Annotated in this window: 22 protein-coding genes, 4 tRNA genes and 1 pseudogene; 12 read left to right on the forward strand and 15 right to left on the reverse strand. The window is 69.6% G+C overall.

What is annotated here, in order from left to right:
* Nucleotides 1-12: 12 nt before the first annotated feature.
* From Q0Z83_RS38695 to Q0Z83_RS38715, 5 genes are all read right to left on the reverse strand, one after another.
* Nucleotides 13-85 (reverse strand) — tRNA-Lys (locus Q0Z83_RS38695).
* A 42-nt stretch (nucleotides 86-127) separates the two neighbouring features.
* Nucleotides 128-403 carry a hypothetical protein gene (locus Q0Z83_RS38700; RefSeq protein ID WP_317788304.1) on the reverse strand — a complete coding sequence of 92 codons (276 nt, stop codon included), beginning with the start codon at nucleotides 401-403 and terminating at the stop codon, nucleotides 128-130.
* Nucleotide 404: 1 nt separating this feature from the next.
* Nucleotides 405-1811, reverse strand: a complete 1407-nt coding sequence (locus tag Q0Z83_RS38705; protein WP_317788305.1) for a hypothetical protein — start codon at nucleotides 1809-1811, stop codon at nucleotides 405-407.
* The gene (locus Q0Z83_RS38710) at nucleotides 1811-4675 is read right to left on the reverse strand and encodes an ATP-binding protein (RefSeq protein WP_317788306.1); all 2865 of its coding nucleotides are present in this window, start codon (nucleotides 4673-4675) and stop codon (nucleotides 1811-1813) included. The genes Q0Z83_RS38705 and Q0Z83_RS38710 overlap by 1 nt, the downstream gene beginning before the upstream one ends.
* The gene (locus tag Q0Z83_RS38715; protein WP_317788308.1) at nucleotides 4672-6693 is read right to left on the reverse strand and encodes a hypothetical protein; all 2022 of its coding nucleotides are present in this window, start codon (nucleotides 6691-6693) and stop codon (nucleotides 4672-4674) included. The genes Q0Z83_RS38710 and Q0Z83_RS38715 overlap by 4 nt, the downstream gene beginning before the upstream one ends.
* A 181-nt stretch (nucleotides 6694-6874) precedes the next feature.
* On the opposite strand from Q0Z83_RS38715, the gene Q0Z83_RS38720 reads away from it, so the two are divergent.
* Nucleotides 6875-7183: a hypothetical protein gene (locus tag Q0Z83_RS38720; RefSeq protein ID WP_317788309.1), complete on the forward strand. Its 309-nt coding sequence runs from the start codon at nucleotides 6875-6877 to the stop codon at nucleotides 7181-7183.
* A gap of 50 nt (nucleotides 7184-7233) precedes the next feature.
* Here Q0Z83_RS38720 and Q0Z83_RS38725 read toward each other — a convergent pair.
* Nucleotides 7234-7306: transfer RNA gene (locus tag Q0Z83_RS38725), tRNA-Lys, on the reverse strand.
* A 139-nt stretch (nucleotides 7307-7445) separates the two neighbouring features.
* Between Q0Z83_RS38725 and Q0Z83_RS38730 the strand changes: the two genes are divergently transcribed.
* The 3 genes and pseudogenes from Q0Z83_RS38730 to Q0Z83_RS38740 all read left to right on the forward strand — a co-directional run bounded on the left by Q0Z83_RS38730 (nucleotide 7446) and on the right by Q0Z83_RS38740 (nucleotide 10041).
* On the forward strand, nucleotides 7446-8657 hold the full coding sequence (locus Q0Z83_RS38730; protein WP_317797237.1) for a L,D-transpeptidase: 1212 nt from the start codon (nucleotides 7446-7448) through the stop codon (nucleotides 8655-8657).
* Between the two features lie 143 nt (nucleotides 8658-8800).
* Nucleotides 8801-9465, forward strand: a pseudogene (locus tag Q0Z83_RS38735) (Ig-like domain-containing protein); the annotation flags it as partial.
* Nucleotides 9466-9618: 153 nt separating this feature from the next.
* Nucleotides 9619-10041, forward strand: a complete 423-nt coding sequence (locus Q0Z83_RS38740) for a L,D-transpeptidase (protein WP_317797238.1) — start codon at nucleotides 9619-9621, stop codon at nucleotides 10039-10041.
* 60 nt (nucleotides 10042-10101) lie between these two features.
* Here the strand turns inward: Q0Z83_RS38740 and Q0Z83_RS38745 are convergent, their stop codons facing one another.
* The 8 genes from Q0Z83_RS38745 to Q0Z83_RS38780 all read right to left on the reverse strand — a co-directional run bounded on the left by Q0Z83_RS38745 (nucleotide 10102) and on the right by Q0Z83_RS38780 (nucleotide 20690).
* The gene (locus Q0Z83_RS38745; RefSeq protein ID WP_317788310.1) at nucleotides 10102-10884 is read right to left on the reverse strand and encodes a hypothetical protein; all 783 of its coding nucleotides are present in this window, start codon (nucleotides 10882-10884) and stop codon (nucleotides 10102-10104) included.
* Complete coding sequence (locus Q0Z83_RS38750) at nucleotides 10877-11395, reverse strand: SigE family RNA polymerase sigma factor (RefSeq protein ID WP_317788311.1); 519 nt, start codon at nucleotides 11393-11395, stop codon at nucleotides 10877-10879. The genes Q0Z83_RS38745 and Q0Z83_RS38750 overlap by 8 nt, the downstream gene beginning before the upstream one ends.
* Before the next feature lie 80 nt (nucleotides 11396-11475).
* A complete protein-coding gene (locus Q0Z83_RS38755) occupies nucleotides 11476-12732 on the reverse strand; it encodes a GH12 family glycosyl hydrolase domain-containing protein (RefSeq protein ID WP_317788312.1) in 1257 nt (418 codons plus the stop codon).
* 177 nt (nucleotides 12733-12909) lie between these two features.
* Nucleotides 12910-12985, reverse strand: a tRNA-His gene (locus Q0Z83_RS38760).
* A gap of 79 nt (nucleotides 12986-13064) precedes the next feature.
* Nucleotides 13065-13655 carry an oligoribonuclease gene (gene orn, locus Q0Z83_RS38765; RefSeq protein WP_317788313.1) on the reverse strand — a complete coding sequence of 197 codons (591 nt, stop codon included), beginning with the start codon at nucleotides 13653-13655 and terminating at the stop codon, nucleotides 13065-13067.
* Between the two features lie 204 nt (nucleotides 13656-13859).
* Nucleotides 13860-14927 (reverse strand): winged helix DNA-binding domain-containing protein, encoded by a 1068-nt coding sequence (locus Q0Z83_RS38770; protein WP_317788314.1) that lies wholly within the window; start codon nucleotides 14925-14927, stop codon nucleotides 13860-13862.
* Nucleotides 14928-15014: 87 nt separating this feature from the next.
* The gene (locus tag Q0Z83_RS38775; RefSeq protein ID WP_317788315.1) at nucleotides 15015-18890 is read right to left on the reverse strand and encodes a hypothetical protein; all 3876 of its coding nucleotides are present in this window, start codon (nucleotides 18888-18890) and stop codon (nucleotides 15015-15017) included.
* Nucleotides 18891-19034: 144 nt separating this feature from the next.
* The gene (locus Q0Z83_RS38780; RefSeq protein ID WP_378078894.1) at nucleotides 19035-20690 is read right to left on the reverse strand and encodes a copper resistance CopC/CopD family protein; all 1656 of its coding nucleotides are present in this window, start codon (nucleotides 20688-20690) and stop codon (nucleotides 19035-19037) included.
* A 65-nt stretch (nucleotides 20691-20755) separates the two neighbouring features.
* Between Q0Z83_RS38780 and Q0Z83_RS38785 the strand changes: the two genes are divergently transcribed.
* The 4 genes from Q0Z83_RS38785 (at nucleotide 20756) to Q0Z83_RS38800 (ending at nucleotide 23585) form a co-directional block, all read left to right on the forward strand.
* Entirely contained in the window at nucleotides 20756-21304 is a 549-nt protein-coding gene (locus Q0Z83_RS38785; protein ID WP_317788317.1) for a sigma-70 family RNA polymerase sigma factor, read from the forward strand.
* Nucleotides 21305-21391: 87 nt separating this feature from the next.
* The gene (locus Q0Z83_RS38790; RefSeq protein WP_317788318.1) at nucleotides 21392-21883 is read left to right on the forward strand and encodes a MauE/DoxX family redox-associated membrane protein; all 492 of its coding nucleotides are present in this window, start codon (nucleotides 21392-21394) and stop codon (nucleotides 21881-21883) included.
* Nucleotides 21880-22602 carry a DsbA family protein gene (locus Q0Z83_RS38795; protein WP_317788319.1) on the forward strand — a complete coding sequence of 241 codons (723 nt, stop codon included), beginning with the start codon at nucleotides 21880-21882 and terminating at the stop codon, nucleotides 22600-22602. Before Q0Z83_RS38790 ends, Q0Z83_RS38795 begins: the two co-directional genes overlap by 4 nt.
* Nucleotides 22599-23585 (forward strand): hypothetical protein, encoded by a 987-nt coding sequence (locus Q0Z83_RS38800; protein WP_317788320.1) that lies wholly within the window; start codon nucleotides 22599-22601, stop codon nucleotides 23583-23585. Before Q0Z83_RS38795 ends, Q0Z83_RS38800 begins: the two co-directional genes overlap by 4 nt.
* Before the next feature lie 69 nt (nucleotides 23586-23654).
* Here Q0Z83_RS38800 and Q0Z83_RS38805 read toward each other — a convergent pair whose 3' ends face one another.
* Nucleotides 23655-24026 (reverse strand): Asp23/Gls24 family envelope stress response protein, encoded by a 372-nt coding sequence (locus Q0Z83_RS38805; protein WP_317788322.1) that lies wholly within the window; start codon nucleotides 24024-24026, stop codon nucleotides 23655-23657.
* A 268-nt stretch (nucleotides 24027-24294) separates the two neighbouring features.
* On the opposite strand from Q0Z83_RS38805, the gene Q0Z83_RS38810 reads away from it, so the two are divergent.
* The 4 genes from Q0Z83_RS38810 (at nucleotide 24295) to Q0Z83_RS38825 (ending at nucleotide 26092) form a co-directional block, all read left to right on the forward strand.
* Entirely contained in the window at nucleotides 24295-24729 is a 435-nt protein-coding gene (locus tag Q0Z83_RS38810; protein ID WP_317788323.1) for an S-adenosylmethionine decarboxylase family protein, read from the forward strand.
* A gap of 20 nt (nucleotides 24730-24749) precedes the next feature.
* On the forward strand, nucleotides 24750-25226 hold the full coding sequence (gene bcp / locus Q0Z83_RS38815; RefSeq protein ID WP_317788324.1) for a thioredoxin-dependent thiol peroxidase: 477 nt from the start codon (nucleotides 24750-24752) through the stop codon (nucleotides 25224-25226).
* Between the two features lie 195 nt (nucleotides 25227-25421).
* Nucleotides 25422-26027, forward strand: coding sequence for an HNH endonuclease signature motif containing protein (locus tag Q0Z83_RS38820; RefSeq protein WP_317788326.1), 606 nt, complete (start codon nucleotides 25422-25424; stop codon nucleotides 26025-26027).
* Nucleotides 26018-26092, forward strand: a tRNA-Leu gene (locus tag Q0Z83_RS38825). Before Q0Z83_RS38820 ends, Q0Z83_RS38825 begins: the two co-directional genes overlap by 10 nt.
* Nucleotides 26093-26099: the final 7 nt, after the last annotated feature.

Here is a 26099-nt window from a genome sequence, read left to right on the forward strand (position 1 = left end):
CTCGTCATGCCGTGCGCCGCGTAGGACTCGAACCTACAACCCGCGGATTAAGAGTCCGCTGCTCTGCCAGTTGAGCTAGCAGCGCCTTCCGACGGGCAGAACACTAACACACCAGGCTGAAAGCCCTTCAGCTAGCCCCGTCCTCGCCGCCCTCGAAGAAGTACCGGTACGCACCCTCGAACTCCGAGTACATCTGCTCCTCGTTCGCGAAGCGCACCCCGGTTTCGTTCCGGAACTCCAGCGGGGTGAGTCTCCGCTCACGGATCAGCTCCCGCACCTCACCGCGGATCCGGTCGAACGCCTCGGGACCGTCGTCCCGCAAGCCGTCGCGCACCTCCGGACGCAGGTCGACAACCTCTTCGTTGAAGTAGCTGCCGAGCAGGAGAATCGCGTGGGAGCTCATGTCACTCCTTCTCTCGTGGGTTCACGAACATCGTGTGCAGCTTAAGGTCGCCACTCGCCGGATCGGTCTTGTAGAACGCCAGGATCTTCCCGCCGTCGAAGTCGACGTCGAGGTAGTCGCCGGCCTTGTCCGGGTCGTGCTTGAAGCCGGTCAGCCGCTCATGCCCGTCCGGACCGAGCACCTCATCGATGTCGGCGCTGACCATCTTGATACCGGGCTGGTTGCTTTGCGACGCCTTCTGCCGGAGGTGATCATCCGCCTTCACGAAATCCCGCGGGTCGTCGAACTTGGACGCGATCTCGCCGCATTTATGATCCTGGTTCGGCTTGAACGCGTCCTTGGTCGTACCGCTGGCCGGGTCGATCTTTCCGGTGGCTTCGACGGCGCCGTCCTTCAGAACCGGCTTGCCGGTGTCCGCGTCGACCACCGGCGTACCCAGCCGGTTCTTCGTCTGCTGATCGGTCGCGTCGAGGTGGCGTTTGACCGCGTGTCCGTCACCCTCCGAACGAAGCTCCTTCACCCGCTCGGCGGTGGCGGGGTCGACCTCCATCCGGTCCTCGATCGGCGTCGCCTTCAAATCCTGCTCGGCAGTCTGGTCCGGCTCGGCAGTCTGGTCCGGCTCGGCAGTCTGGTCCGGCTCGGCAGTCTGGTCCGGCTCGGCAGTCTGGTCCGGCTCGGTCTCGGTGTTCTGGTCGCCGCCGTCGTTCGCCTTGTCGAGCTCGGACTGAAGAGTGTTCTGCGTCTCGTCATGGGCGTCGGCCTGCTCACCGTTCGCCGACCCGTCGGCCGCAGCCTTCGGTTCCTCCTGAGTCTCCTGCTGCTGAAGCGCCTCCGGCTCCGGCGTCTCCTGCTCTACCTTCCCCGGCTGGACCTCCGGCTCGGGCTGCGGGACCTCCTGCTCCAGGGTCTCCGGCTCCGGCTGCGGCACCTCCTGCTGCCCGGTTTCCTGCTGCTCGGTTTCCGGCTGCGGGATCTCCTGGTCCGGCTGCCGGGTCTCCTGCGGAATGGTGGCTGCCTCGGGGTCCGGGGCGGCATTCAGGTCCTTGTTCGCCTTGAAGTCGTCCAACTGGGACTGGACCTCGGGCGTCGGCTGGGCCGGTTCCAGACCCAGCCCCTGGCGGGAATCCAGCTGCGCCTGGAATTCCGGGGTCGGTTCCAGGCCTTTCGGCTCGCCACCGTTCGACTCGGAGTTCTGCGAGCCGCTGCCGGAGTCGCCCTCGGCCAGCGCCTTGGCGTACTCCTCCTGGGCCGTGTTCCTGGTGTCCTGCTGTGCTTCCTGCTGATTCTCGTCGACCCCGACCGGATCGGCGCTGTTCTCGGCCTTGACCTGCTCCTCGGTCGGTTTCGGCAGCTCCGGCGGCGGGGGCGGTGGCTCGGGCGGGCGTGTCTCCTGGACGTTCTCGGCCATCAGCCGCCACTCCGCACGGACGGTAGGAGGAAGCGGGCCGGCCAGGCGCATCCGGCGAAGTCGCCGTCGATCAACGCACCGGCCCGGGCGGCCCATTCGAGCTCACCGAACGAGCACCCTACCGCTCTCTCCAGCGCGCTGGGTGCCCGTCGACCGAGTGCGACGGTACGCCGTACCTCCGGATCGGAGATGTCCTCGTCGAACCAGACCCGGACCGCCGCAGCCTGCGCGCCCACCGTCTCGCCGGGAATGTCCCGGCCGTTGGCCTGCCGCCACTCCGCGGAGCGGGGATGGCGCGCGGCGGTGGGGTCGGCACGGGCCGCGGCACCGAGGACGTCGGCGATCCGCGACCAGCGGTAGCGCCGCGCCAGGAACTGCGGCTCCTCGGCCGCGCAGGTGAACTCGCCGCGCAGGAAGCCGTTGAGCACCCCGGTCACGTGCCCGGCCAGCGTCGCCGGATCGGACCGGTCGCTGAGCGCCGCCGACCGGGCCTCGACGGCTTCGTCGACCGCGTGGGAGAGGGCGCAGTCCCGCAGCCGCAGCGGCATGGTCAGCAGCGGCCGCAGCCGATGGGCCCGCGGGACCGGCGTCGGCCAGCCGGTGAGGTGACCGAGGACGGCGAGTTCGGCCCAGGCGACGAGCCAGGGCTCGTCCTCCAGTAGGCGCTGCGCCGATCGCATGTCGCGCAGAGTGCACGCGCTGGACAGGCATTCGCCGCCGCAGGTCGTGCTGCGCCGGCCGATGACGGCGCCGGGACCGGCGGTCGGGGTGAGCCCGCCGCGTTCGCGGTCCGAGCCGTCCGGCATCCGGACGAGTACCGGCTGGTCCATGCCGTCGGCGAAGACGGCGGCGGTGCCGGGCGGCAGGGTGACCAGGAACTGGGACTGCCGTTCGGTCAGGTTGGCGGTGGCGCCGACGGCCTGCCGGTCGTCGGCGGCCGGCAGCCGGTGCATGATCTTGACGGCGGTGTTCTTGATCACGTCGGGCAGGAGCTTGCTCGGGATCTGTTCGGCCACCACGAGGCCTTCGCCGTAGGCGCGGATCTCGGCGAGCAGGGCGGCGAACAGCTCGACCGCGTGCGAGGCGGGGCCGCCCTCGGTACGCCGCAGCAGCCGGTGTGCCTCCTCGAAGACACTGAGATGACGCAGCCCGAGCCGGAGCAGGGCCGGGTCTCGCCGGGTCTCCACCCGCAGGTGCTCGGTGAGCTGGATGAGCAGCCCGCCCATGAGGAACGCCTTGTCCCGGTCGTCGCCGACGTCCTCGATCTCGAAGACCACGTTGCGGCGCATCAGCCCGGCGAGGTCGAGTGGGTGCCCGCCTTCGAAGAACCGGCCGGTGGTGCCGAGACGCAGGCTGGACAGTCGCACGCGGATGAAGCCGCGGACGTTGTCAGTGATCTCCTTGCCGTACCCGATCTGGTCGACGACGAGTTCCGCGGTGCGCTGAAGGTCACCGAGGGTCGGGTAGCGGGGCCGGTGGCCGGCGGTTCGCGGCTCGCCGAGGGCCAGATCCCAGCCGAGGTCCTCGTAGCAGCGGGTCAGCGCGGCGCTGAGCACCTGCGGGAACGGCTCGTCGGCCTCGAACGCGGCCAGGAACAGCGACCGGGTCAGGTCCAGATGGGTCTGCAGCGGGAATCCGGCGGCCGGCTCGAGCGGGTTGAACCCGGCCGGTGGCGCGTCCGGGTCGCCGGGCCGGATGGTGATCACCCGGTCGCCGCCGATCCGGTCGGCCATCTGCCGATACTCGGCCTTGGCCGGTTCGACGACGAGCCACGGCAGGTCCTGAGCGGCGGCCGATTCGAGCAGGTTGCGCACGGTCTGGGATTTGCCGGCGCCGGTCGCGCCGGTGACGAACGTGTGCCGGTTGAGGCTGGTCCGGGGCACTTCGAGGACACCGGCCGGGGCCTCCGACCGGTCCAGCACCGCGCCGACGGTGACGGCCGGGCCGCCACGGCCGGTGTTCTCCGGGGTGACGTCGAAGTCCGGCCGGGTGGCCAGGCGCAAGCCCGGCACCTCGTCGATCGGGGCGACGGCGAGCGAGGCCAGCAGGTGGGAACCGCCGAGCACCGGGGAGTCCGGCACGTCCTCGACGGAGAGCATCTTGTCCAGGTCACCGAAGACACCGGAGGGCATCAGGGCGTACGGCTGGTGGCTCAGGTCGGTCGAGGCGCAGAGCAGTCCGGCCACCGCGGCCGCGGACGCCGGGGAGTCGGCGCCGGCCAGCAGGTGCACCCGCCACATACCGGTCGATCGGCCCTGCTGGAGTTCGCGGTGACGGCGCTGGAGCCGGGCCGCGGCCACCGCGTGGTCAGCCGACTGGGACTTGGACTGGGCCTGCCGTTCCTCCAGCGCGATCTGCCGGGCGGCGGTGACCAGGTCGGCGGCCGGTTCCGGGGTCGCCAGCACGAACCAGCTGAACGGGCCATGCCACACGTGCAGCAGCCCTTCGTCCAGGGTGGGCCGCAGGTCGCCGTCGCGCAGCGCCTCGTCCTCGATGAGCAGCCCGTCGGTCAGGCCGGCCACCCGGGTCCAGACCGGCACGGCGCGCAGCCGCCCGGTCAGATCGCCACCGGCGTACCGGCGTCCGACCGCGCCGGGTGGCACGGAGAGCGGGATCCGCTGGTCACGGTCCGGTTCACCGGTGACGCCGCCGGCTGCGAAGACCTCGATCGGCCCGCCGGCGGCGGCCCGGTGCCAGCCGAGCAGCAACCCACCGCCGGAGTGGTACGCCGAGACGATCGCGGCCAGCCGTTGCCGGCGCACCGCATCGCCCTGGTCGTCACGGCCGGACGGCGGGCGCCGGGGCAGTTCGAGCACCCGGCTGACCGGGAACCGCTCGAACAGCCCGGCGATGCCGGTCGTCACTGCCGGCCGCCCCAGGGGCCCTGGTACGGCTGCTGCTGTTGCTGATACTGGGGCTGCTGCGGCACGGCGTTGCCCCAGCCGTTGAGTGCGGTGGCGGCGTCCTGCGCGGCGGTGTCGTGCGCGGCCAGCGGTTCCGGCTGGGACGCGGTGACCTGGCTGGGCTGACGGGTCGCCGGGTGGACGGCTTCGGCCCGATCCGGCAGGGGCAGCAGGTCGATCGGCTGCATCGAGACCCGCGGGAGGGTGACGATGTCCGGGTTGACCTCGACGGCCTGCACCACGGCGCCCCGGCCCTCGCTCTTGACCAGGACCATCGCGTACTCGGGGAGGTCCTGCAGGACGCGCGGCTCCAGCGTGTACTCGTAGACGCGCTGGGCGGCCTGGGCGTCGCTCCAGTTCTGTCCACGGGCGTTGGACTCGGTCTGGCTCCAGTTCCGGGTCTGGCTCCAGTTGGTGCCGCCGCTGCTGGAGTAGGTGCTGCTGCCACCGCCGTGACCGCTGGTGTGGCTGCGGCTCCAGCCGGACGAGCCGCCGTGGGTCTCCGACTCCCCGTACGTGTCGGCGAGCGTGTGCGTCTCGTTACCGCCGAGCGTGCGGGTCAGCTGGGAGAGCACGAACTTGTGTCCCTTGCCGATGAAGTCGGCGGCCTGACCGGCTTCGGTGTGGTTGCCGAGCCGCATCAGCGCGACCTCGCCGCCGCCGATCGTCTGCAGGGTGTGCTCGCGCAGGTGGGCGTAGAACAGCACGAGGCGGATGCCGCGCCGCTCGCAGAGGGTGCTGAGGTTCTCGATGGCCCGGTGGTTCACCTCGTCGGCGCCGATCAGGACGAGTGAGCCCATCGGGCCGCTCTCCTGCCGGACCCGGCGGGCCAGCCACTGCACGAGCAGGTCCTTGAGCAGCTCGGCCTGGGCGTTGCGCCGGTCGCCCTCGGCGATCACGCAGGTCAGGTCGGCGTCGCCGGGCGCGGCCGACTCGCTGCCCATCTCCTCCAGCGGGTGCAGGAACGCCTCGATCCGGCGCAGCTGTTGGTGCATCTGCCGGCGGACCTCGTCGGGCTGGAGGTCCAGCAGCCGGTCCACCTCGTCCGGGGTGAGCGCGGCCTGGACCGGCCGGTCGGTGAGCACGCGTAGGGCGGCGAGCAGGCGGCCGACGCTGATCTGCGGTTCGAGGACGGCGCAGACCTCACGCAGCAGCATGGTGTCCTGGCTGCGCTCGGCCCGGGTGGCGCCGGTCGCGTCACCGAACATCGACTCGACGAGGCAGTCCACGAACTCGTTGGCACCGAGACCGCCGACCAGGTCGAAGCGGGACATCTCGGAGGGCAGCCGGAACTGCTGGACGGTCCGCTCGGTCATCGACGCGAGGGTCAGCAGTTCGCCACAGAGCGCCTCGCCGGTGAAGTCGACGAGCACCATCGGGCCGCGGGTGGCGAGCAGCGATCCGCCGAAGACGGTGAGCACGGCCTCCCAGCCGTACGTGGTGCCGCCGATGATGTCGACGCGGCGGGTGCTGTTCGACGGGGTGGCCGCACCCCACTCGTTCATCGCGTCGACGGTCTGCCGCTGCTGGTACTCGTGGTGCTGGCGGCGCTGGTCCCAGGCGGCGTAGGCCTGCTGGTACTGGTACTGGAGCTGCTGCTGGGCGGCGGCGATCTCGGCCTTGATCCGGCCCGGCGCAGTGCCGAGCCAGACCGCGCCGCCGATGCCCGCCGCGAAGGCCAGGAAGGCGAGGAACCCGTAGGCCCCGCCGTTGCTGCTCGCCCCGACGCTGCCACCGCAGCAGCTGATCAGCAGCGCGAGGCCGACACCGCCGCCGGCGACCTGAAAGATCTTCTTGGTCAGGTTGTGCTGGGCACGGGACAGCTTGTCGAACAGGTGCTGCGGCGCGGCGGCCGGCTGGGGCACCGGCTCCATGAACTTGCGCAGGTAGAGATTACGGTCGTTGAAGATCCATCCGAGTCGTTCCCCGGGTGTAGCCAACTTGGGCAGATGGTCGGAGACCGGGACAGGGGTGGTCATAGTGGCGAACGCCCTCCGAAAGCGCGCAGGCGGATTGTTCTCAGGTCGGCAGTCTCGCCGCAGGCTGCCGTACTTGAAAAGGTCTGCTGGTTGAAAGTCGGCATTGATTGACCGAACGGTCCTCCCCCCAGTAGTGACACCAGCCGACGACATCCACCTGCGCGGGCTGCAAGATGGCCCCATGGAGTGGGTCCTTCTGGCTGTCGTCGTGCTGGTGCTGATCGGGGTGGTGGCCGTACTGGTCGGTGTCACCAGAGTCGGCCGGTGGCTGATCCACATGTTCGGGCGGACCTTCGGGATCGGTCGACGTGGATGGAGTGTGCCACGTCCGCACCCGCGATGCCTGCGCTGCCGGGGCACCGGGTGGCTCAACCGGGAACCGGAGCGCACCTTCAACTTCACCGGCGACGGCTTCGAGGACCGGCACTCGCCGGCCACCGTCTGCCCGGACTGCGGCGGCACCGGCCGGGTCGACACGATCGGCTCGTGACATGCAGAAAGCCCCGGCACAGGGCCGGGGCTTCCATGTCGTCGAGAGAGTGCGCCGCGTAGGACTCGAACCTACAACCCGCGGATTAAGAGTCCGCTGCTCTGCCAGTTGAGCTAGCAGCGCGCTGTCGTGCAACGAGAAAAACGTTAGCACGCGCTGTGAAGATCCTTGAAATCGGCCGCCAACACCCGGAAGGAGGACCCGTCGGTTGCGTCGGTGCGTCAGTATGTCTGCGCTGAGAACTAAAGAACGGGGCTTGACGATGGTTGTCCTCCGCCGCTCACTGGCGACGATCATGGCGATCGGCCTGATCGCCTCAACCGCCGCGTGCAGCGACGACTCCGACCCGGCCTTCGCCGAGCCGGCTCCCACGGCCAGTGCCGGGGCGTCCGCTCCGGTCACCGAGAGCACGACCGCCGCCGGGCCGGTCACCCTGGCCATCACACCCGCCGCCAACAAGAAGGACGTACCGGTCAGCGCCGAGATCGGGGTCAAGGTCGGCAACGGCGAGGTGTCCTCGGTCACGCTCACCGACGCCAAGGGCAAGGCGGTCGCCGGCAAGCTGCGCGAGGACAAGTCGGCGTGGGTGCCGGACAAACCCCTCAAGACGAAGCAGCGGTACGCCGCCAAGGTCGTCGCCACCGGTGCGGACGGCACGAGCACCACCGCGACCACGTCGTTCACCACGATGGGCGCGCCCGGCCGGGAGACCGGGACCGGGCTGTACCTGTTCGACGGCAACACCTACGGCGTGGCCATGCCGGTGGTCGTCGAGTTCAACCCGGGCATCAAGAAGGCCGACCGGGCCGCCGTGCAGAAGCGGATGTTCGTCGAGACGTCACCGGCCCAGCCGGGTGTCTGGTCGTGGACCGAGGCCGGCACCCAGGCCTACTACCGGGCGCCCGAGTACTGGCAGACCGGCACCTCGATGAAGGTCCGGATCGCGGTCGGCGGCCACCCCACCGGCGGCGGGCGCTACGGCGACCAGGACCGCTCGGCGACCGTGAAGATCGGCCGCAAGTTCGAGATGAACGTCGACAACGCCTCGAAGAAGATGACCGTCGTGCAGAACGGCCAGACGGTCAAGACGATCCCGGTCAGCCTGGGCAAGAAGAGCACCCCGTCGTCGAGCGGTCACATGGTGGTCATGGAGAAGAAGGCGGCCACCGTCTTCGACACCACCGACACCGACGGCGCGGACGGTTACCGCACCAATATCGAGTACGCGCAGCGACTGACCTGGAGCGGTCAGTACATTCACTCGGCTCCATGGTCGACCGGTTCACAGGGACGCACGAATGTGTCACACGGCTGTGTCAACGTGTCCCCGTCGAACGCCCGCTGGCTCTTCGAGAAGTCATTGATCGGCGACCCGGTCGTGGTCAAGGGCACCGGGGACAAGCTGGACTACGGCAACGGCTGGACGCCGTGGGACGTGAGCTGGGAGAAGTTCAAGGCGGGCAGCGCCCTGTAGAGATCTCCTCGTGGTTTCGTCTCCCCGGCGGGGTACATCGATGGCGTAAGGCCGGTCACGGCACGAAACCGGGATTGGTGCGACGCTGTTTTTGGAGCACTATTGGGCGCCGGGGAGAACGACGCCGTGAGGGGACCATGGAGATGGATGGAAATCGGTCGGCAGAGCGATCCCGTGGCCGGGGGCGTCTGCGTCTCGCGGTGGCCGCGGTGCTCGCGGGCACACTGCTGCTGACCACCGCGTGCAGCGGCGACGACGAACCCTCCTGGCAGGGCGGTGGCAACACCCCCGAGGGGACCACCGCGTCGCAGGCCCCCGCGGCCGAGCCGACGCTGAGCACTGTCGCGGTGACCTCTCCCGCGGCCGACGCGAAGAACGTCGAGCTCTGGTCCGAGGTGAAATACAGCAGTGAGGACGCGTCCAACACCGAGGTCAAGGTGACCAACGCCAAGGGCGCCGAGGTCAAGGGCACCGTCGACAAGGACGAGAACGTGTGGCGCCCGGCCGAGGGCCTGGCGTGGAACACGAAGTACACGGTGAACGTCAGCACCCCCGGCGCCGAGGGCAAGACCAACAGCGTCACCAGTCCTTCACCACCATGAAGGAGCCGTCGAACCTGGTGCGGGTGACCAGCTTCCTGGCCGACGGTCAGAAGGTCGGCGTCGGCATGCCGCTGATCATGAAGTTCGGCCGGTCCATCCCGGAGAAGTACCGGGCCGAGGTGGAGCGCCGGATGGTGGTCACCGCGACGCCGGCCCAGGAGGGCGCGTGGCGCTGGATCAGCGCCACCGAGGTGCAGTACCGGCCGAAGGTGTACTGGAAGGCCAACTCGAAGATCTTCTACGCGGTCAACCTGAAGGGCGTGAAGCTCGGTGACGGGTGGTATGGCCGGTCCAACCTGACCGTCGACATGAGCGTCGGCCGCGAGATGATCATGACGGTCTCCAACAAGACCAAGAAGATGACCGTCAAGCAGGACGGCAAGGTCATCAAGACGATCCCGGTGAGCCTGGGCAAGTCGAGCACCCCGTCGTCCAGCGGCACCATGGTCGTCATGGAGAAGGCGGCGCACACCGTCTTCGACACCACCGACGAGGACCCGGTCAACGGCTACAAGACGCCGATCGACTGGGCGCAGCGGATCACCTACAGCGGCCAGTTCATCCACGCCGCCCCGTGGTCGGAGGGTGTGCAGGGCAAGCGGAACGTCTCGCACGGCTGCGTCAACGTCTCCGAGGCGCTCGGTGAGTGGCTCTTCCAGCGGACCATGATGGGTGACGTGATCACCGTCTCCGGGACCGAGGAGAAGCTGAAGAACGGCAACGGCTGGACCGTATGGAACATGAGCTGGGAAGAGTTCAAGAAGGGCAGCTACCTGAACTGACGGCTCTCCCCCGGCACGCCTTCAGGGTGGGCTCCCGATCATTCGGGAGCCCACCCTGAATCATTTCGGCGGGAACGCTCCGGTCACGACGGCCTGGCCGGAGGCCGCGGTGGCCAGTGCACCATAGGTGTCGGCGGCCGGGCTGCGTTCGCCCTCGGCGTGTGTGTACTGCGCGGCGAAGACGTAACCGCCCGGCGCGAGGGTGCCCTGCTTCAGGGTGAACCGGTAGACCAGCCGATCCTTCTCCTCGGCGACCGTGATGGTGATCATGTCGGCCGGGATGGTGGACCACTTTCCGGCGTCCTTGACCCCGGCGGTCTTCGTCACGTTGATCACCACGTCCAGCGCGGTCATCGTCTCGGTGGTGGTGAGCGTGACATTGCCCTGCGCCCAGGTGCCCACCGAGTGCGCGTCGAGGGCCGCGGCCGAGTCGAGGAACCTGTCGGCCGGCTGCCAGGTCGGGGTGATTGTGGACGGCGGCGGTGGCGGCTTCTCGACCGGCCCCTGATGGGCGGGTTCCTCCCGCTGCGGCGCCCTGTCCGGGGCCGACGGGGACGGCGAGGCGATACTCGGCGCCGGTGACGCCGAACCCTCGGTGGCCGCCGGCGTCCGGTCCTGATCCGGGCGGTCGCCGGCCAGTCTGATCCCGGCGAAACCGACCACCAGGGTCGCCACCACGGAGGCCGCGGCGGCGACCGGGCGCAGGGACAGGGCCCACCGGCGGGCGGCCGGCTCGGAGCGGCGCTCCACGATCCGGGTCAGCATCACGTCCCGGTCCGGCAGGTGCCGGTCGGCCTCGTGGCGCAGCACCGAACCCAGATCAGCCTGGGGGCGCTCAGCCATGGTGGCCTCCCATCATCAGCGGCATCCCGCGCAGGAACTCACTCAACTGGGCCGCGCCCCGCGAGGTGTGACTCTTCACCGCACCGATCGAGATGCCGAGGATCGTGGCGACCTCCCGCTCCGGCACGTCGAACGCGTACCGCAGGACCACGCATTCGCGGCGCCGCTGCGGAAGTCGCTGGAGCGCGGCCCGTACATCCAGCACCGCCGGGGTGTCGCTTTCGCCGCGCTCGCGGCGCAGCAGGCCAAGGCGCAGCAACCCGGACCGCTCCCTGGTCTGTCTCCTGATCCATTGGCGGGCCAGGTTGGTCACGATGCCGCGAGCGTAGGCGATCGGGCTGTCCGCGGCCTGGACTCGTTCCCAGTGCCGCCACACCTCCACGAACGCGTCCGCGGCCAGGTCGTCGGCGGCCTGCGAGTCACCGGTCACCAGGTAGGCGAGCCTGGACAGGTCGACGTGATGGTCGTCGAAGAACCGCCGGAAAGCGTATTCGGTGCCAAGGTCGGACAACTCATCGTTCCTGACCGTCAGGGGATACGGGGAGTGCCGGCCGCCCCGGGCCGTGGGGACGAAACCCGGGGCGGCCGAGATCAGCCGATCTTCACGGAGTACGAGGTGGTGTCCAGCCGCCCCGAGCCGGTGAAGATCTCGGTGCCGGCCTGCACGCTGGACAGGTACTTGGTCTTGGCGAGCCATCCGCGTGCCACCAGATCGTCGGTGAAGTCGGTCAGGTCGAGAGCGGCCGCCGAGGTGTTCGAGGTACGCACGAACGAGTACACCTCCCAGCCGATGTTGCCCTTGTAGAGATCCCAGGTGGTGCCCGCGATCGTCACGGTCGCCTGCTTGGTGCCGACCGGGCCCGCGCCGCCGGACCGGTACAGCCACACCATGACCTCGTCGGTCGGGTTGTTCTGCCAGTCCGGGTTCGCGATGTCGTGCAGCCACAGGTCGTAGGCGACGTTCATCACGTTGCCGGTGGTCTGGGTGACCTGGAAGTTCCAGTCGGTGGTGACGGCCTTGCCCGCGCTGAGCCGGACCGGCAGTCCGGTGCCGGTGGGCACCTTCCAACCCCAGTGCCAGCCGAGGACGGCGCTGGCGTACGACTTGACCTTGGTGTTGTCGCCGGCCCAGGTCCACCTGGTGCCCCAACTCAGGTTGTCGCCGTTCAGGCCGTTCTCCCAGACGCACTGCGAGCCGGTGCCGTCGGCCTTGCCCCAGACGTTGTTGTTGACCCAGAGCCTGCCTCGGACCAGTGCGGCGAAGTCGGTGCAGTCCTCCGGGCCGGTGGTGGCCGCGGGCGTCGTCGAAGCCGAGGGTGAGGCCGACGCGGTCTTCGAAGCCGACGCGGTCTTTGAAGCCGACGGCGAGGCGGAGGCCGCCTTCGAAGCCGACGGCGAGGCGGTCGGCGTCTTCGAAACGGTCGGCGAGGTCGGTGCTCCGCCACAGGTCACCCCGTTGACGGTGAACGCGGTGGGTACGGCGTTCGCGCCCGTCCAGGTGCCGTTGAAGCCGATCGTGACGTTGCCACCCGGGTTGATGCTCTTGTTCCAACCGGCGTCGGTCACTCTGACCTGGCTGCCGCTCTGGGTCCAGGCGCCGTTCCAGCCACCGGCCACGGTCTGCCCCGACGGGAACACGAAGCCGAGCTTCCAGCCGTCGACGGCCGTCCCGCCGGTGTTCTTGATCTTCACATCGCCGGTGAACCCCGAACCCCACTGACTGACGACGGAGTACGTGACCGAACAACCGGTGATCTCGGCGGCATCGGCGTTGAGGACACCGAAGACGGCGGCCGCGCTACCGACGGTCAGTACCGAAAGCGGCACGACGATGCGCTTGGCGAGCATGAGGGAGGCTCCTGGGGGACGACGAGTGATCCACACCCCTGTGGCTCGGCGCCCGCAAAAGGTTGCGCGCTCCCACGAGAAATTTTTCAGCTTTCCAGACTATGGGAGCGGGCCCACAGGAAATCCGACTTCCCGGTGCAAAACGAAAGGCCCCGTCTCGCGACGAGGCCTTTCACATGGGGTGATCGACGGGATTTGAACCCGCGACACCCGGGACCACAACCCGGTGCTCTACCAACTGAGCTACGACCACCATGACCGCTGCGGTCTTTCAACCTCGCGGTGCCGGCCAATCATAACGACCGCCCCCGGGGTCCCGTCGAGCGGGTTACCTACAGCTCCGCGGCGACCGCTTTCGCCGCCTCCACGTCGGGCCCGGGCTGGGGGACGAAGATGGTGCGACGGTAGTACTCCAGCTCGCGGATGCTCTCCCGGATGTCGGCCAGCGCCCGGTGCGAGAGGCCCTTGGCGGGCTGGCCGAAGTACACCCGGGGGTACCACCTGCGGCACAGCTCCTTGATCGAGGAGACATCGATCATGCGGTAGTGCAGGTGGGCGTCGAGAGCCGGCATGTCACGGGCCAGGAAGCCGCGGTCGGTGGCGATCGAGTTGCCACAGAGCGGCGCGGTCCGCGGGTTCGGCACGTACTCCTTGATGTACGCCAGAACCGCCTCCTCCGCCTCGGCCATGGTGATGGCCGAGCGCCGCACCTCGTCGGTGAGGCCCGATTTGGCGTGCATGTCACGCACCACCGGCGGCATGGCGTCCAGCGCCGCGTCGTCGGCGTGGATGACCAGATCGACGCCTTCCCCCAACACGTTCAGCTCCGGATCGGTGACCAGGGCCGCAACCTCGATGAGCTTGTCCTTGCCCAGGTCGAGACCGGTCATCTCACAGTCGATCCACACCAGAAGATCCGCCACGCCGACAGCCTACGCCGGGCGACGCGCCACTGTTCGGCACGTTCCTGGCCCGACCCGCTCAACGTGCTGTTTGTCCGGTTTGTAGCCCTGACTTCCCACTTCGCCGAATGTTGGGTAAAGTGTACTTAACGGACGAAGCCCCCCTTCGGTTACTCCGTTCCCCCCGGTAAAGGGCCCTCCGTGTCGGCAGCGCGGAGGGCCCTTTCATGTCCACCGGATCCGCGCCGACTCCCCGGGCGCCACGAAACCCACCAGCCGCTCCGCCTCGGCCTCCACCGCCGACCGGTCCGTGGCGGTCAGCGGACGGAACGGGGCGATCTCCACTTCCGGGCCTTTCCGCGACCAGGTCGCCGACACGAAACCGTCCACCAGCACGGTCGGCCGCACGATCGACCAGCCGGGCATGACCAGCGGCCGGTCACCCGGATGCAGGATTCTCGACCGGTCCGCGTGCCCCAGGACCGCGTTGTCGAACTCGGGCAGCAACACCACCGGGGCCGGCCCGTCGGCGTCCTCGATCGGCGCGTGCGGGAGGTCGTACAACTCGAGGCCGTTCTCGTCCCGGAAGACCCGCAGCCGCGGCCGCAACGTCTTGAACAGCTCCGCCAGGCGGGTCAGTCCCGACCAGACCTGAACGTCCTTCACCGACGCCGGCCCGAACGCCGCCAGATATCGCCACACCAGCGTCTCCGCGCTCGGCCCGGCCAACGGCCGCCGCAGCCAGTCCTCGGCGGGGACGCAGGCGATCCTTCCGCGATGCCCCCACGTCCCGGCCGGCGGCGGATGCAGGAGAGCAAATCGCAGGTGTACGACCAGAGCGAGCTCCCCGAGATCCGCCTCCGGAAACCGTGCCGCCAAGCGCCGGGCGATCTCCGGACGGGTCATCGGCCCCTCCGCCATGATCTCCCGCCCGGCCGCGTCGAACGCCTCCGGATCACAACCGCCCAGACGCCCGGCCCGGCCCGCCATCCGTTCCAGGGCCGGTTGCAGCGTCGGCCGCAGCCATCGGTAGTCCTCCCCGGCGCACAGGTGCTGGGTGCCGCGGAGCAGGGCACTGCGCACCACGCCGCGGTCGTGCAGCAGCCCGGTCAGGTCCTCCATCGCGAACGCCGACGATCGTGCCCACAGCCCCAGATAGGGGGAGTCCGACTCCTGCCCCTGAACCGCCACCAGATGCCCGACGATCTCCGCGGCCGACCGTAGCGTGCGCTCGGCGAGCAGCTGACGCCGTAGGTAGGTCCGATTCAGCACACGCGTGGAGAGGACTGTCATGCCTTCGACGCTAGAACCTTTTGCGGCCACTTCCTGACCGCAAAACGGGCCGCCCCTTCCGGGACGGCCCGTTTCCTCCGGGACCTTTCAGGACTTCGCGTCGTCGGGTCGGCCGCCGGTCTTCCCGTCCTTCCGGCCGCCGGCGGGTTCGTCCTTCACCCCGCTCGCGGGGTCGATCTTCGAACGACTCTGCCCGGCCACCGTCCGCCGCCGACGGCGTTCGCCGGCGGACGCTCCGGCGAGCAGTTCTGCGGCTTCCTCCCGATAGCTGAGCGGCCGGCTGCCCTTCGGCGGTACGTCCACAGCCGTCCCGCCGCCGGCTCGACCGTTGTTCCCGGCCCGATCGTCACCGGCCGGGCCGGTGTCGGCGGCCTTCTCCGTGGCTTTCGCCGCAGTCTGCTCCGGAACCTTCGTCGCAGTCTGCTCGGCGACCCTTTCCGCGATCTTCTCCGCAACCTGCTCCGCGGCCTTCTCCGCAGTCTGCTCCGCGGCCTTCTCCGCGATCTTCTCCGCAGTCTGCTCGGGAGCCCTCTGCGCGGCCTTCTCGGCAGCCCTCTCCGCGGCTTTGATCCACGCCGCCGGAGCTCGCCGCGCGGTCGGAGCCGGGCGAGCCGGAAGCGCCTTAGTGCCGGCCCGACCCTGCGCCCGGGCCATCAGGTCGTCGCCACCGTTTCTGACTCCGACACTTCTCCGGGCCCGGCCGATCTCGTCGCGATCGGCCCGGCCCTGCTTCGGTCCGATCGCCGCAACCCCGGTACCAGCCGTTTCCGCGGCTCCGGCCGGATCAGCGGCGCCCAGCGGGGCCTCACCCGTTCCACCGGTGTGGGTTTCGTCGGCCTTCTTCGCCGCGGCCGATCCACCGGTGTGGGTTTCGTCGCCCTTCTTCGCCGCGGCCGATCCACCGGTGTGGGTTTCGTCGCCCTTCTTCGCCGCGGCCGATCCACCGGTGTGGGTTTCGTCGCCCTTCTTCGCCGCGGCCGATCCCACCACCTTCGCGGCTTCCGACCGCGCAGTCGTCCCGACTCCAGAAGTCGGCTTCGCCACCTTCTCGGCGGCCGGGGTCACGGTGCCCTCCTCGGCCAGAACCGGACCTGGCGCCTGCTTCCCCGTCGTGATCGGGTCGGCGGCCTTACTGGGACTCGCCGGGTCGCCGACCGGGAGACGCTGTGCCGGGCCCGTACTGACGCGAGTGGGTACCGGTGACGGCTTCTTCGGCAGTGCGGCCGGCCCGTCCGCTTCGACTGTGTGCATCGAACGTCGAGGGCCATCGGGGTCACGAGCCGGTTCGGCTACTCCACTCGGCACCGGGGCACCCACGGTGGCCTCGGACAGGACCGTCGTCGCGGCTTCCACAGCGTGGATCGACGAGTGTCCGGAGTCCGCCGGGCCGGCCGGGGTGAGCGTGCGGTCCTCGGTCGTCCGCACCGACCCGCCACCCTGCAGAACCGAATCACTCTCCGCCGGGCCGTCCTTCAACAGCGGGCCGGCGTCCGGCGCCACCGTCTCCGCCTGGGCCTTGCCGGCCACCCCCGACCCGGCCGCCACGGTCGCGATCGCAGCCTTAGCGGTCACCACCGGGTCCGCGGCAGGCTTCCCCGCCGCGGCAGGCTTTCCTGCCTGCACCGGCTCGACCGAAGCGTTCTGAGCCGAACCTCGATCGCCCGAATTCGTTTCGTCCGCGGCCTGCCCGGTCAGGGACTCATCGACTGCCGCCGTGTCGGGGGCGTTCTCAGTCCGATCGCTTCGGAGCGGCCACTCCGGGGGCGCGCCGACGGGCACTTTGCCTGAGGCCGGGAATTTCCGGCCTTTTTCGTTTTCGGGCGTCCTCTGAGGCGCAGGTTGGGGGGTGTTCCGGCTCTTGGTGGGCGATCCGGCGGCGACTGGCGGACGGTTCTCCTTGGTCGGCTTCGGCGACGGACGCTGCGCCGGGCGCGTACCAGCTGCCGGAGTGGGCTCGAAGGCGGGGCCGATCCGGCTGATGGCGGTCGCGGTCCAGTCGGTTGCCGCCGGGCCGGTGTGCAGGGCAAACCTTGTCGCGGGCGGTTCGTTGGTGCGGATCTTCCGGCCGGTTGTCACTTCACCGGCGGCGTTCGCCGTGGTGCCCGGGTTCGCCTTCGCAGGAGTCGCCGCAGCGGCCCCGTGAACGGAAGTCGCCGCAGCGGCCTTCTCCTCCGAAGCCGTCGCATCGAGCTTTCGCTCCGAAGCCGTCGCAGCGACCTTTCCTTCCGGAGCCGCTGCAACGGCCATCTCCTCCGAAGCCTCCGCAGCGGTGTTCCCGGCGGGAGGCTGAGCGGGCGTCGCCGCCGGAGCGGTCTCCTCCGCCGGAGTCATTCGACCTTTCGTCGGGTCGAGGTGCTCGGGCTGCGCGCTCGGTGTGTTCCTGGTCCCCGGGGTGGGTGTCCCGGCGGGGAGTTCGCCGTCGTCGCGTCGGGGGGCGGCGATCGGGATATGGACGTTGGCGGGCTTGTTACGGCTGCCGGGCTGGGTGGGTGCGAACTTGCCGGCGTTGCGGCGGGCCGCCTCGGCCAGGCGGGCGGCGGCTCGGGCCTCGGTCTGTCGGGCGCGTTCCGGGGCGGTCGCGGCCACCCACGCGCCGACCGCGGTGGCCTGGAACTGCGGCAGGTCGGCGGCGGACTGCGGGCGGCGTTCACCGCGGCGGACCGGGACCTGACCGGCCTGGAGTCCGGCCAGCGCGGACGTCTCACCCAGCATGCTCAGCGGCTGACCGGGCGCCGGCGTGCGAGCACCGACGGCAGCGCCGACCCCACCGGACGGGGCGGTCGGAGCCGCGGCCGACGGGACCGCAGCAGACGAGACCGAACCAGACGGTGCCGAACCAGACGGCGTCGAGACGGACGGTCCTGGAGCGGACGGGACCGAAACAGACGGTGCCGGAGCGGACGGGGTCGGGGCGGGACGTGAACCCGCGGTGGGGTCGGTCGTGGCGGGTAGTGGAACGGCCGGGGCGGTGAGAGTGCCGACGGCGCGCCGCTGGGGATAGCCGGGGCCGGGCAGATCATCGTCGTCGTCGACGGTGGGTGCGGTGGGCGTACCGCCGCTGAGGGTTGCGGTGGAAAGGGTGACCGGCTCGCCTGCGGGGAGTTCGGGAGTGGCCGTCTGGGCGTTCGGGGGCCAGGCGAACTGCGGGAGAGCCGGCGGGCGGGGGCGGACGTCGGCGAGGGTGCGGGGGCGGTGGGCTCCGCCGTTGCGGATGCCGGAGAAGTAGGCGACGCCGCCGGGCAGGGGCAGGGGCGCGCCGATGGCGTGCATGAGTTCGGGAACCTGGCTGGGTTCGACGACGTAGACGATCTCGCGGCGGCGGCCCGGCCAGACCAACACGATCACGCCGATCATCAGCAGGAGCGTGCCGAGGGTGAGTAGACCCCAGGTGGTGGTGTTGAGCCAGCCGGGGCGGACCTCGGCGACGACGGCGATCCGGAGGACGGGGGCGCCGCTGGGGTTCATCAGGACCAGGCTGTACGGCCGGTCGGTGAGCTCGCCGGGGTGGAGGCTGAGCCGGCCGGGGCCGCTGGCGGTCCAGAACCGTTGTTCGGACGGGCTTCCGGCGGGGGCCTGCCGGCCGCCGACGCGGGACGTGGTGACCGGTAGCAGCCCGGTGCCGATGTCGATGGCGTCGATCTCGGTGTGCGGTACGCCGGCGAGGTAGCGCGCGACCTGGTCGGACGGGGCGAGACCGAGGAAGGCCCGGCCGTCGACGGTGGCCGCGGAAAGCCTCAGTTGGGTGTCACCGATTCGGGCGAACGGGGCGTCGTCGCGCAGGAGCCGGTCGATGTCGGGGACGACGACGGCGTAGCCGGGGACGGTGAGCCGCTGGAGCTCGCCGCTGAACGCGCCGCCGGGATCACGATGCTGCATGACCGCCCACAACCCGCCGCCGCCCAGCAGCGTGGGCAGTCCGACGGTCAGTAACACCATGCCGAGGATCGTGCGGAACACCCGCATCTTCTCTCCCCCTTCCCGGGCCCTACCTCGCGCACCATACAGACGCAAATAACCCCAAAGTGGTCAAATCGGCACGCGTTCCCCGATAGATGCGAAACGAGGCCCGAACCCCCGCAGGGGACGGGCCTCGCCGAGTGCGTCGGGTCAGGAGATCTTGGCGGTCATGGTCAGGGTGTCCTGGTCGATCTCGCTGGTCCGGGCGGTGAACTTGAACGTCCACTCCCCCGCCTGCGGCAGCCCGATGTCACCGATCGCGTGGAAGTCGGTGATCCGCAACAGCGGGATCTCGATCGCCTCGATTCCCTTGGCGGGCAGCGAGGCGGTCGCCTTCCACTCCACGACCGGCAACGGCTTGCTGTCCAGCGTGTACGCGTACAGGTGGATCGAATTGTTGCCGACCGCCGCCGGATAGATGCTGACCTGCAGCGACATGTTCTTGGAGGAGATCGTCTGGGCGACCGTGGTGCTGACCGGCCCGGTCTCGGCGGCCTGCGCGGTGCGCGGCGGCGGCTCCTGCACCAGGAACGACGTCACCCCGAGGATGACCGCGATGATCGCCAACTCGGCCGCGACGATCCGGCGCAGCGGGCCCGGCGAGTCGTCGTCAGTCCGCTTGCCCACCAGCTTGCGGGAGAACGCCGCGACCCCGATCACCAGCGCCGCCAGGCCGATCTTGGCGAGGATCATCCGGCCGTACGTGCTGTTGAGCAGCCCGTCGACGTCGGACACCTCGATCAGCGCCTGCACCACCCCGGCGAAGACCAGTACACCCACTGCGGTCATCGCCCAGCGTGACCAGATCGGCAGGATCGCACCGAGCTCGCGGCCCGTCGCCTTGGGGAGCAGGAACCCGAAGAGCATCACCAGGCCGCCCACCCACACGGCCATCGCGGCCAGATGCAGGGCATCGATCACGACCGACACCCCGGCCACCGGCGAGGCCGTCGGGTGACCGGTCAACGGCCAGGTCGCCAGAGCCGCCACGCCCAGTACGCCGAGGAGCGCCAGGTCGAGTTTCGACTCGCCGCCACCGGGGCCGTCGAGCAGCGGGCGCAACAGGAAGGCGGCGGCCACCACCACACCCAGACGGACCAGCATGACCGCGCCGAAGGTACTGCCGAGCACCTCCCGAATGTCACTCACGGTGACTTCGAACAGGCCGGTGCCGAGTGTGTACGGCGCCTGCAGCCACAGTCCCAGCAGGGTGCTGCCGGCAACCAGTCCGATACCGGTCCAGACCACCCGGCCGGGGCGGCGACGGTCCAGGCGGTGCGGCCACAGCAGCGCCAGCACCAGCACCGGGCCGACCAGGAGCACCAGTCCGGCGTACCCCAGATATTTGCCGACCGGGATCAGAGCCTTGACCACCGGGTCGACCGTGACGTCCGCATCCGCGTCGGCCGCCGGAGGCGTCGACGCCGCACCCACCGAATAGGTGATCGTGCCCGCCACCGGGTGGCTGTCGGCCGAGGTAACGCGATAGGTGACCAGGTACGTGCCGCGTTCGCCGCCGGACCGCAGCGGGATCGTCACCTCGGTGCCGTTGACCGTCGGGTCGCCCTGGTCGGCGCGAGACCCGTCCGGCGCGAGCACCTGGATCTTGCCGGCGATCAACTGGACCGACTCGCTGAACTTCAGCGTCACCCGGTTGGGCGCGTCAGGCACGACCGAGTTGGCGGCCGGGTCGCTGCCCACCAGGGCGGCGTGCGCGCTCGCCGGAGCGGCCGCCAGCAGCGATCCGAAAAGTCCGATCAGCAGCCCGACCAGCGCAGTTGTCACCCGGCGTCGGTCCATGGTCATGACTGGCATCCCTGCATGGTTCCAGATCGCCACTCACATTGCCTGAGCGCGTACCATGACGCCTCGTGACGGCAGGCGACGGAGAAACGGACGAGACCACCGCTCTGGCCCTGGCCGCCCGTGACGGTGACCGGGCGGCGCAGGCCGCGTTCGTGCGCGCCACCCAGGCCGAGGTCTGGCGGTTCACCGCGGCGCTGGTCGATCCGGGCGTCGCCGACGACCTCACCCAGGAGACGTTCCTGCGGGCGTTCCGGGCGCTGGACACGTTCGAGGGCCGGTCCAGTGTGCGGACCTGGCTGCTCGGCATCGCCCGCCGCGTCTGCGCCGACCACCTGCGGTCGGTGGTGCGCCGCCGCCGGCTCGACGCCCGGCTCGCCGCGCAGGCCGTCGTCGAGTCGCCGTCGCCCGACCCGGCGCACCGGCTCAGCAGCAACGACCTGCTCAGCCGGCTCAGTGAGGACAGGCGGACCGCGTTTCTTCTCACCCAGGTGCTCGGTTTGTCATATGCGGAGGCAGCCGAGGTCGAGTCCGTTCCGGTCGGCACCATCCGCTCCCGTGTGGCCCGCGCCCGCGACGAGCTCATGGACGCGGTGACACAAGCCAGGGCGAGTTAGGACTTCTTCCCCTGGTCCTGTGAAAACGCTGCGGATCACAATGGTCGGGAACTCCAGTGGAACGGACTCCGACCAACCAAGGTGACCATGGAAACCTCACGGCAGACCCGGATGACGGTCGCCTGGCCGTGGATCGGCACAGCGGCACGCGTCGTCCTCGGCGTCGTCTGGCTGATCGCCGGTGCTCTCAAGGTCGGTGATCTGGCCGCCTCCGCCCGGGCCGTGCACGCCTATCAGGTGATGTCCTACGACACCGCCAAGGTGGTCGGCGCGATCCAGCCGTTCCTGGAGATCGCGCTCGGTCTGCTTCTGCTCATCGGCCTGTCCACCCGGCTCACCGCCGCCATCTCGGCGGTGCTCATGGTGGTCTTCATCGCCGGCATCGCGTCGGCGTGGGCACGCGGCCTGCGGATCGACTGCGGATGTTTCAGCGACGGCGGCGCACTCGGTCAGGGCGAGAGCACGGCGTACGGCATCGACATCCTGCGTGACCTGGCGTTTCTGGCACTCTCCGGGTTCCTGGTGTGGCGGCCCCGTACCCGGTTCTCACTCGACGGCGTACTGCTGGGGGAAAAATGAGCAAAGGTAAGGACCGCGCCGCCAAGGCGCGGCAGATCGTCGCCGACCAGAGGGCTGCCGAGCGCCGCCGCACGGTGACCCTCTGGACCTCCGTCGCCGTGGTTCTGGCCCTCTTCATCGCCGGCCTGATCGGCTACACCGCGCTCAGTGGGCAGGACGCGGGTAAGGTCGTCACCCCGGCCGCCGCCGTCGACGAGGGCACCGCGTTCGCCGTCGGCACCGGCCCGGTCGTCGTCGACGTCTACGAGGATTTCATGTGCCCGGCCTGCGGAAACTTCGAAACCGCCAGCGCACCCACGCTCAAGCAACTCGCCGACTCCGGCAAGATCACCCTGCGGTTCCACCCGGTGGCGATCCTCGACAGGTTCTCCAACGGCACCGAGTACTCCACGCGCGCCGCCGCCGCGTCCGCGGCCGCCGCCGAGGCGGGTAGGTTCACCGAGCTGCACGACGTGCTCTACGCCAACCGGCCGGAGGAGAATTCCGACGGCCTCAGCAACGCCAAGATCATCGAGCTGGCCGCCTCGGTCGGCATCACCGGCGACACCTTCACCAACGCGGTGAACGAGGGAACCTACAAGGCGTGGGCCACCCAGGCGACCGAGACGTTCACCAAGCGCAACTTCACCGGCACCCCGACGATCCTCGTCGCCGGGCAGCAGATCGAGAACCCCACCACCGAAGCGCTCACCCAGGCCATCGACAAGGCAGCCGGGTGAGACGACTCCTCAGCACGATCCTGGCGGTGGCCGGCGCGATCCTCGTGCCGGCCACCCCCGCGTTCGCCCACGCCGGCGACACCACCTCGGTCAGCGACTACCGGGTCACCGTCAGCGGGCTCAGCAACCCCCTCGACGGGCTCACCGTCCGCGTAGTCGAAGGCGGGGCACGACTCGAACTCAGCAACGACAGCGGGCGCACCATCGAGGTCCTCGGATACTCCGGCGAGCCGTACCTCGAAGTGCGGCCGGACGGCACCTACGAGAACGTCAACTCGCCTGCCACGTACCTCAACCAGACCCTCGGCGGCGAGACCCCGATCCCACCCGCCGCCGACCCGACCACCGCGCCCACCTGGCGGCGCCTCTCCGGCGACACCACGGTCCGCTGGCACGACCAGCGCACCCGCTGGGCCGAACCGGCTCCCCCGCCCGAGGTCACCGCCGCCCCCGACGAGCCACATCGCCTGCGGGAATGGTCGGTCCCCCTGCGCGACCAGGTGCGCACCTTCGAGATCCAGGGCACGCTCGACTACGAGCCACCCCCGACGGCCTGGGCCTGGTGGCTCGGTTCGGCCCTGCTGGGCCTCACCGTCGTCCTTCTCGCCCGGCGGTGCCCCAGGTCCGCGGGTCCGCTCGCGTTCCTCGGTGGATCGATCACCTGGGGGTACGTGGTGACGACCGCCCTGGACGGGGCCGGCTGGGCGCCCGTACCGATCCTGGCCGGGCTGCTCGCCGTCGCGGCCGTCTGGCGGCACCCGCCGTTCTACCTGACGCTGTCCGGGTTCATCCTGGCCGCGTTCGCCGGCTTCGGCAGCGCCGACGTGTTCTTCGCGGCCGTCGTCCCGTCCGCCGGGCCGACCTGGTTCCCGCGGGTCGCGGTGGCGTGCGCGATCGGCGTGGGCGCCGGTCTGGCCCTGACCGGCGTCCTACGCCTGCGCGCAGCCGCTCCGGCGCCTGCGCCGACGCCGGCGCCGGTCTGACCCGGGCGTCCTACGCCGGCGCGCTGCCGCTCCGGCGCCTGCGGCTGCGCCGGTCCGGCCTGGGCTTCTTCAGACTCCCGCGATGTCGTCCACGTTGACGTTGACGGCCAGGACGTTGAGGCCGTAGCCCTGCAGGGCCGTGGTCACCGCCTGCTGGACCGCCGCGGTCACCTCGGCCACCACCCGGCCGGCCTCCAGGACCAACACCACGTTCACCGTCACGTCGCTGCCGGTCACCTTCGCGGTGACGCCCCGGCTGCCGTCGCCGACCTGGTCCAGCCCGACCTTGTCGAGGACGCTGTTGAAGAAGCGGGCCACGTCACCGCCCAGCTCCGCCACACCCGGCACCGCCTTCGCCGCCGCGACCGTGATCTTCTCGACGACCTCGCTGGAAACCGTGGTGGTGCCCGCCTGGGTCGTGCCGTCCGTAGCCTCGCTCATAGCGCTGATCTCCACTCTCGACGCCTGTGCCGCGCAGCGTACTTCCGGTCGGCGCGCCGGGGCCATCCCGGTGCCCGTGAAATTCTCGCGAAGGCTGTCACTCGGCGCGCAGAACACCCTGCCGAACGGTGCCGTTTCCGTTCCCGATCGGCATTCGGATCGTTCGAAAACCGGTTTCCGAATGGCCGGCGAAACGGAATCCACAGGGCTCGATTATTGGCATGAACGATTACGGACACGGGCCGTGAACAATTGCTAACGTTCAGTCATGTCCAATGCTCTCGACCATTACGGGGACGAACTCACCCTCCGGCTCTCCGGCATAACCGAGACCCGGCTCCTCGACGACGACGCGGCCCTCACCCGGTTCATGCGCGAACTGGTCGACCGCATCGGCATGACGGTCATCGCCGGTCCGCTGGTGGCGACCGAGAACGGCCCGCCGGAGAAGGCCGGGAAATCCGCGGTCGTCATCCTCGCCGAATCACACGCGGCCATCCACACGTACCCGCACCTACGCGAGATCTTCGTGAACATCTTCTCCTGCAAACCGTTCCGCGAAGCCGACGTGCTCGACGAATTCCACAAGCTCATCGGCGACTACGAGATCACCGAGCACACGTTCACTCGGCGCGGCGAGGAATGGCCCCGCGACCTCACCGCCGCCCGCGAACTGTGGAGCGCACAACGAATCCCCGGATGACCCGCACTATCGTCGGTTCCATGACAGACAACGTGCGTCTCAGCGCCGGCGACGCCGCGCCCGACTTCACCCTCCCCACCGACACCGGCGACAGCCTCTCGCTGAAGGACCTGCGCGGACGCAAGGTCGTGCTGTACGCCTACCCGGCCGCCATGACGCCCGGCTGCACCAAGCAGGCCTGCGACTTCCGCGACAACCTGGCCTCGCTGCAGGCCGCCGGATACGAGGTCGTCGGCATCTCCCCCGACAAGCCGGCCAAGCTCGCCAAATTCCGGGAGCACGACGCCATCACGTTCCCGCTCGTCAGCGACGAGGACAAAAGCGTTCTCACCGCGTACGGCGCCTTCGGCGAGAAGCAGCTGTACGGCAAGACCGTCACCGGAGTGATCCGCTCCACCTTCGTCATCGACGAGAACGGCGCGATCGAACGCGCCCTCTACAACGTCAAGGCCACCGGCCACGTCGCCAAACTGCGCCGCGACCTGGGCCTCGACTGACCACCCGTCCCACTGGTCGAAACGTCAGCGGAAAAGCCCTAACTCCGGGCAACCCCGGCCGATGGTGAGGACGAACCTCCCCCGGCAAGCGGAACCCGGACTCACGGCGGCCGTCATGCGGTACCAACCCGCAAGGCGGCCGCCGTGCACGTTTTAACTTGCCTAGCGACTACTTACGTCTAGTAAACTAGACCCATGCCAGCTAGGGTCAAGTACACCTCTGAGGTGTTAGCCGCAGCAGCCGCCCAATCTGTCAGCGTCGCCGGAGTCCTACGGCTGCTCGGCATCCGTCAGTCCGGTGGCTCACATGCGCACATCAGCCGGAAGATGAAGCGCCTAGGGATCGACACGTCGCACTTCACCGGCCAGGCGCACAACCGTGGCGATCGAGGCGTATGGAACATGCCTCCGCATCAACGCCTGATCCAACTTCCGGAGGGGTCGCGCCGCATCCCAGGCAAGCGCCTACGGATCGCGCTGCTTCGCATCGGCCTCTCCGAGCACTGCGAGAAGTGTGGGTGCGGCACGAACTGGAACGGACGCCCTCTGACGCTGCACGTCGATCACATCAATGGGGATTTCCTGGACAACCGGCCGCGCAACCTGCGCTTCCTCTGCCCCAACTGCCACAGTCAGACGGCGACCTACGCGGGCACGAAACGCGTACCGGGCCAGACCGATGACGAGGTCATCTACGACGACGACGCCGTCACCCCAACCGGGATTCCCCTGGGTCGACGCCTCCCACCTCGACAGCGACGTCGACCGGATGTGTACATTTATGCCTTCGAGGGGCCGTAGCCCAATTGGCAGCAGGCACACGGTTTAGGTCCGTGACAGTGCGGGTTCGAGTCCCGCCGGCCCTACGAAAAG

The organism is Actinoplanes sichuanensis, assembly GCF_033097365.1.
GTDB classification, from domain to species: Bacteria; Actinomycetota; Actinomycetes; order Mycobacteriales; family Micromonosporaceae; genus Actinoplanes; species Actinoplanes sichuanensis.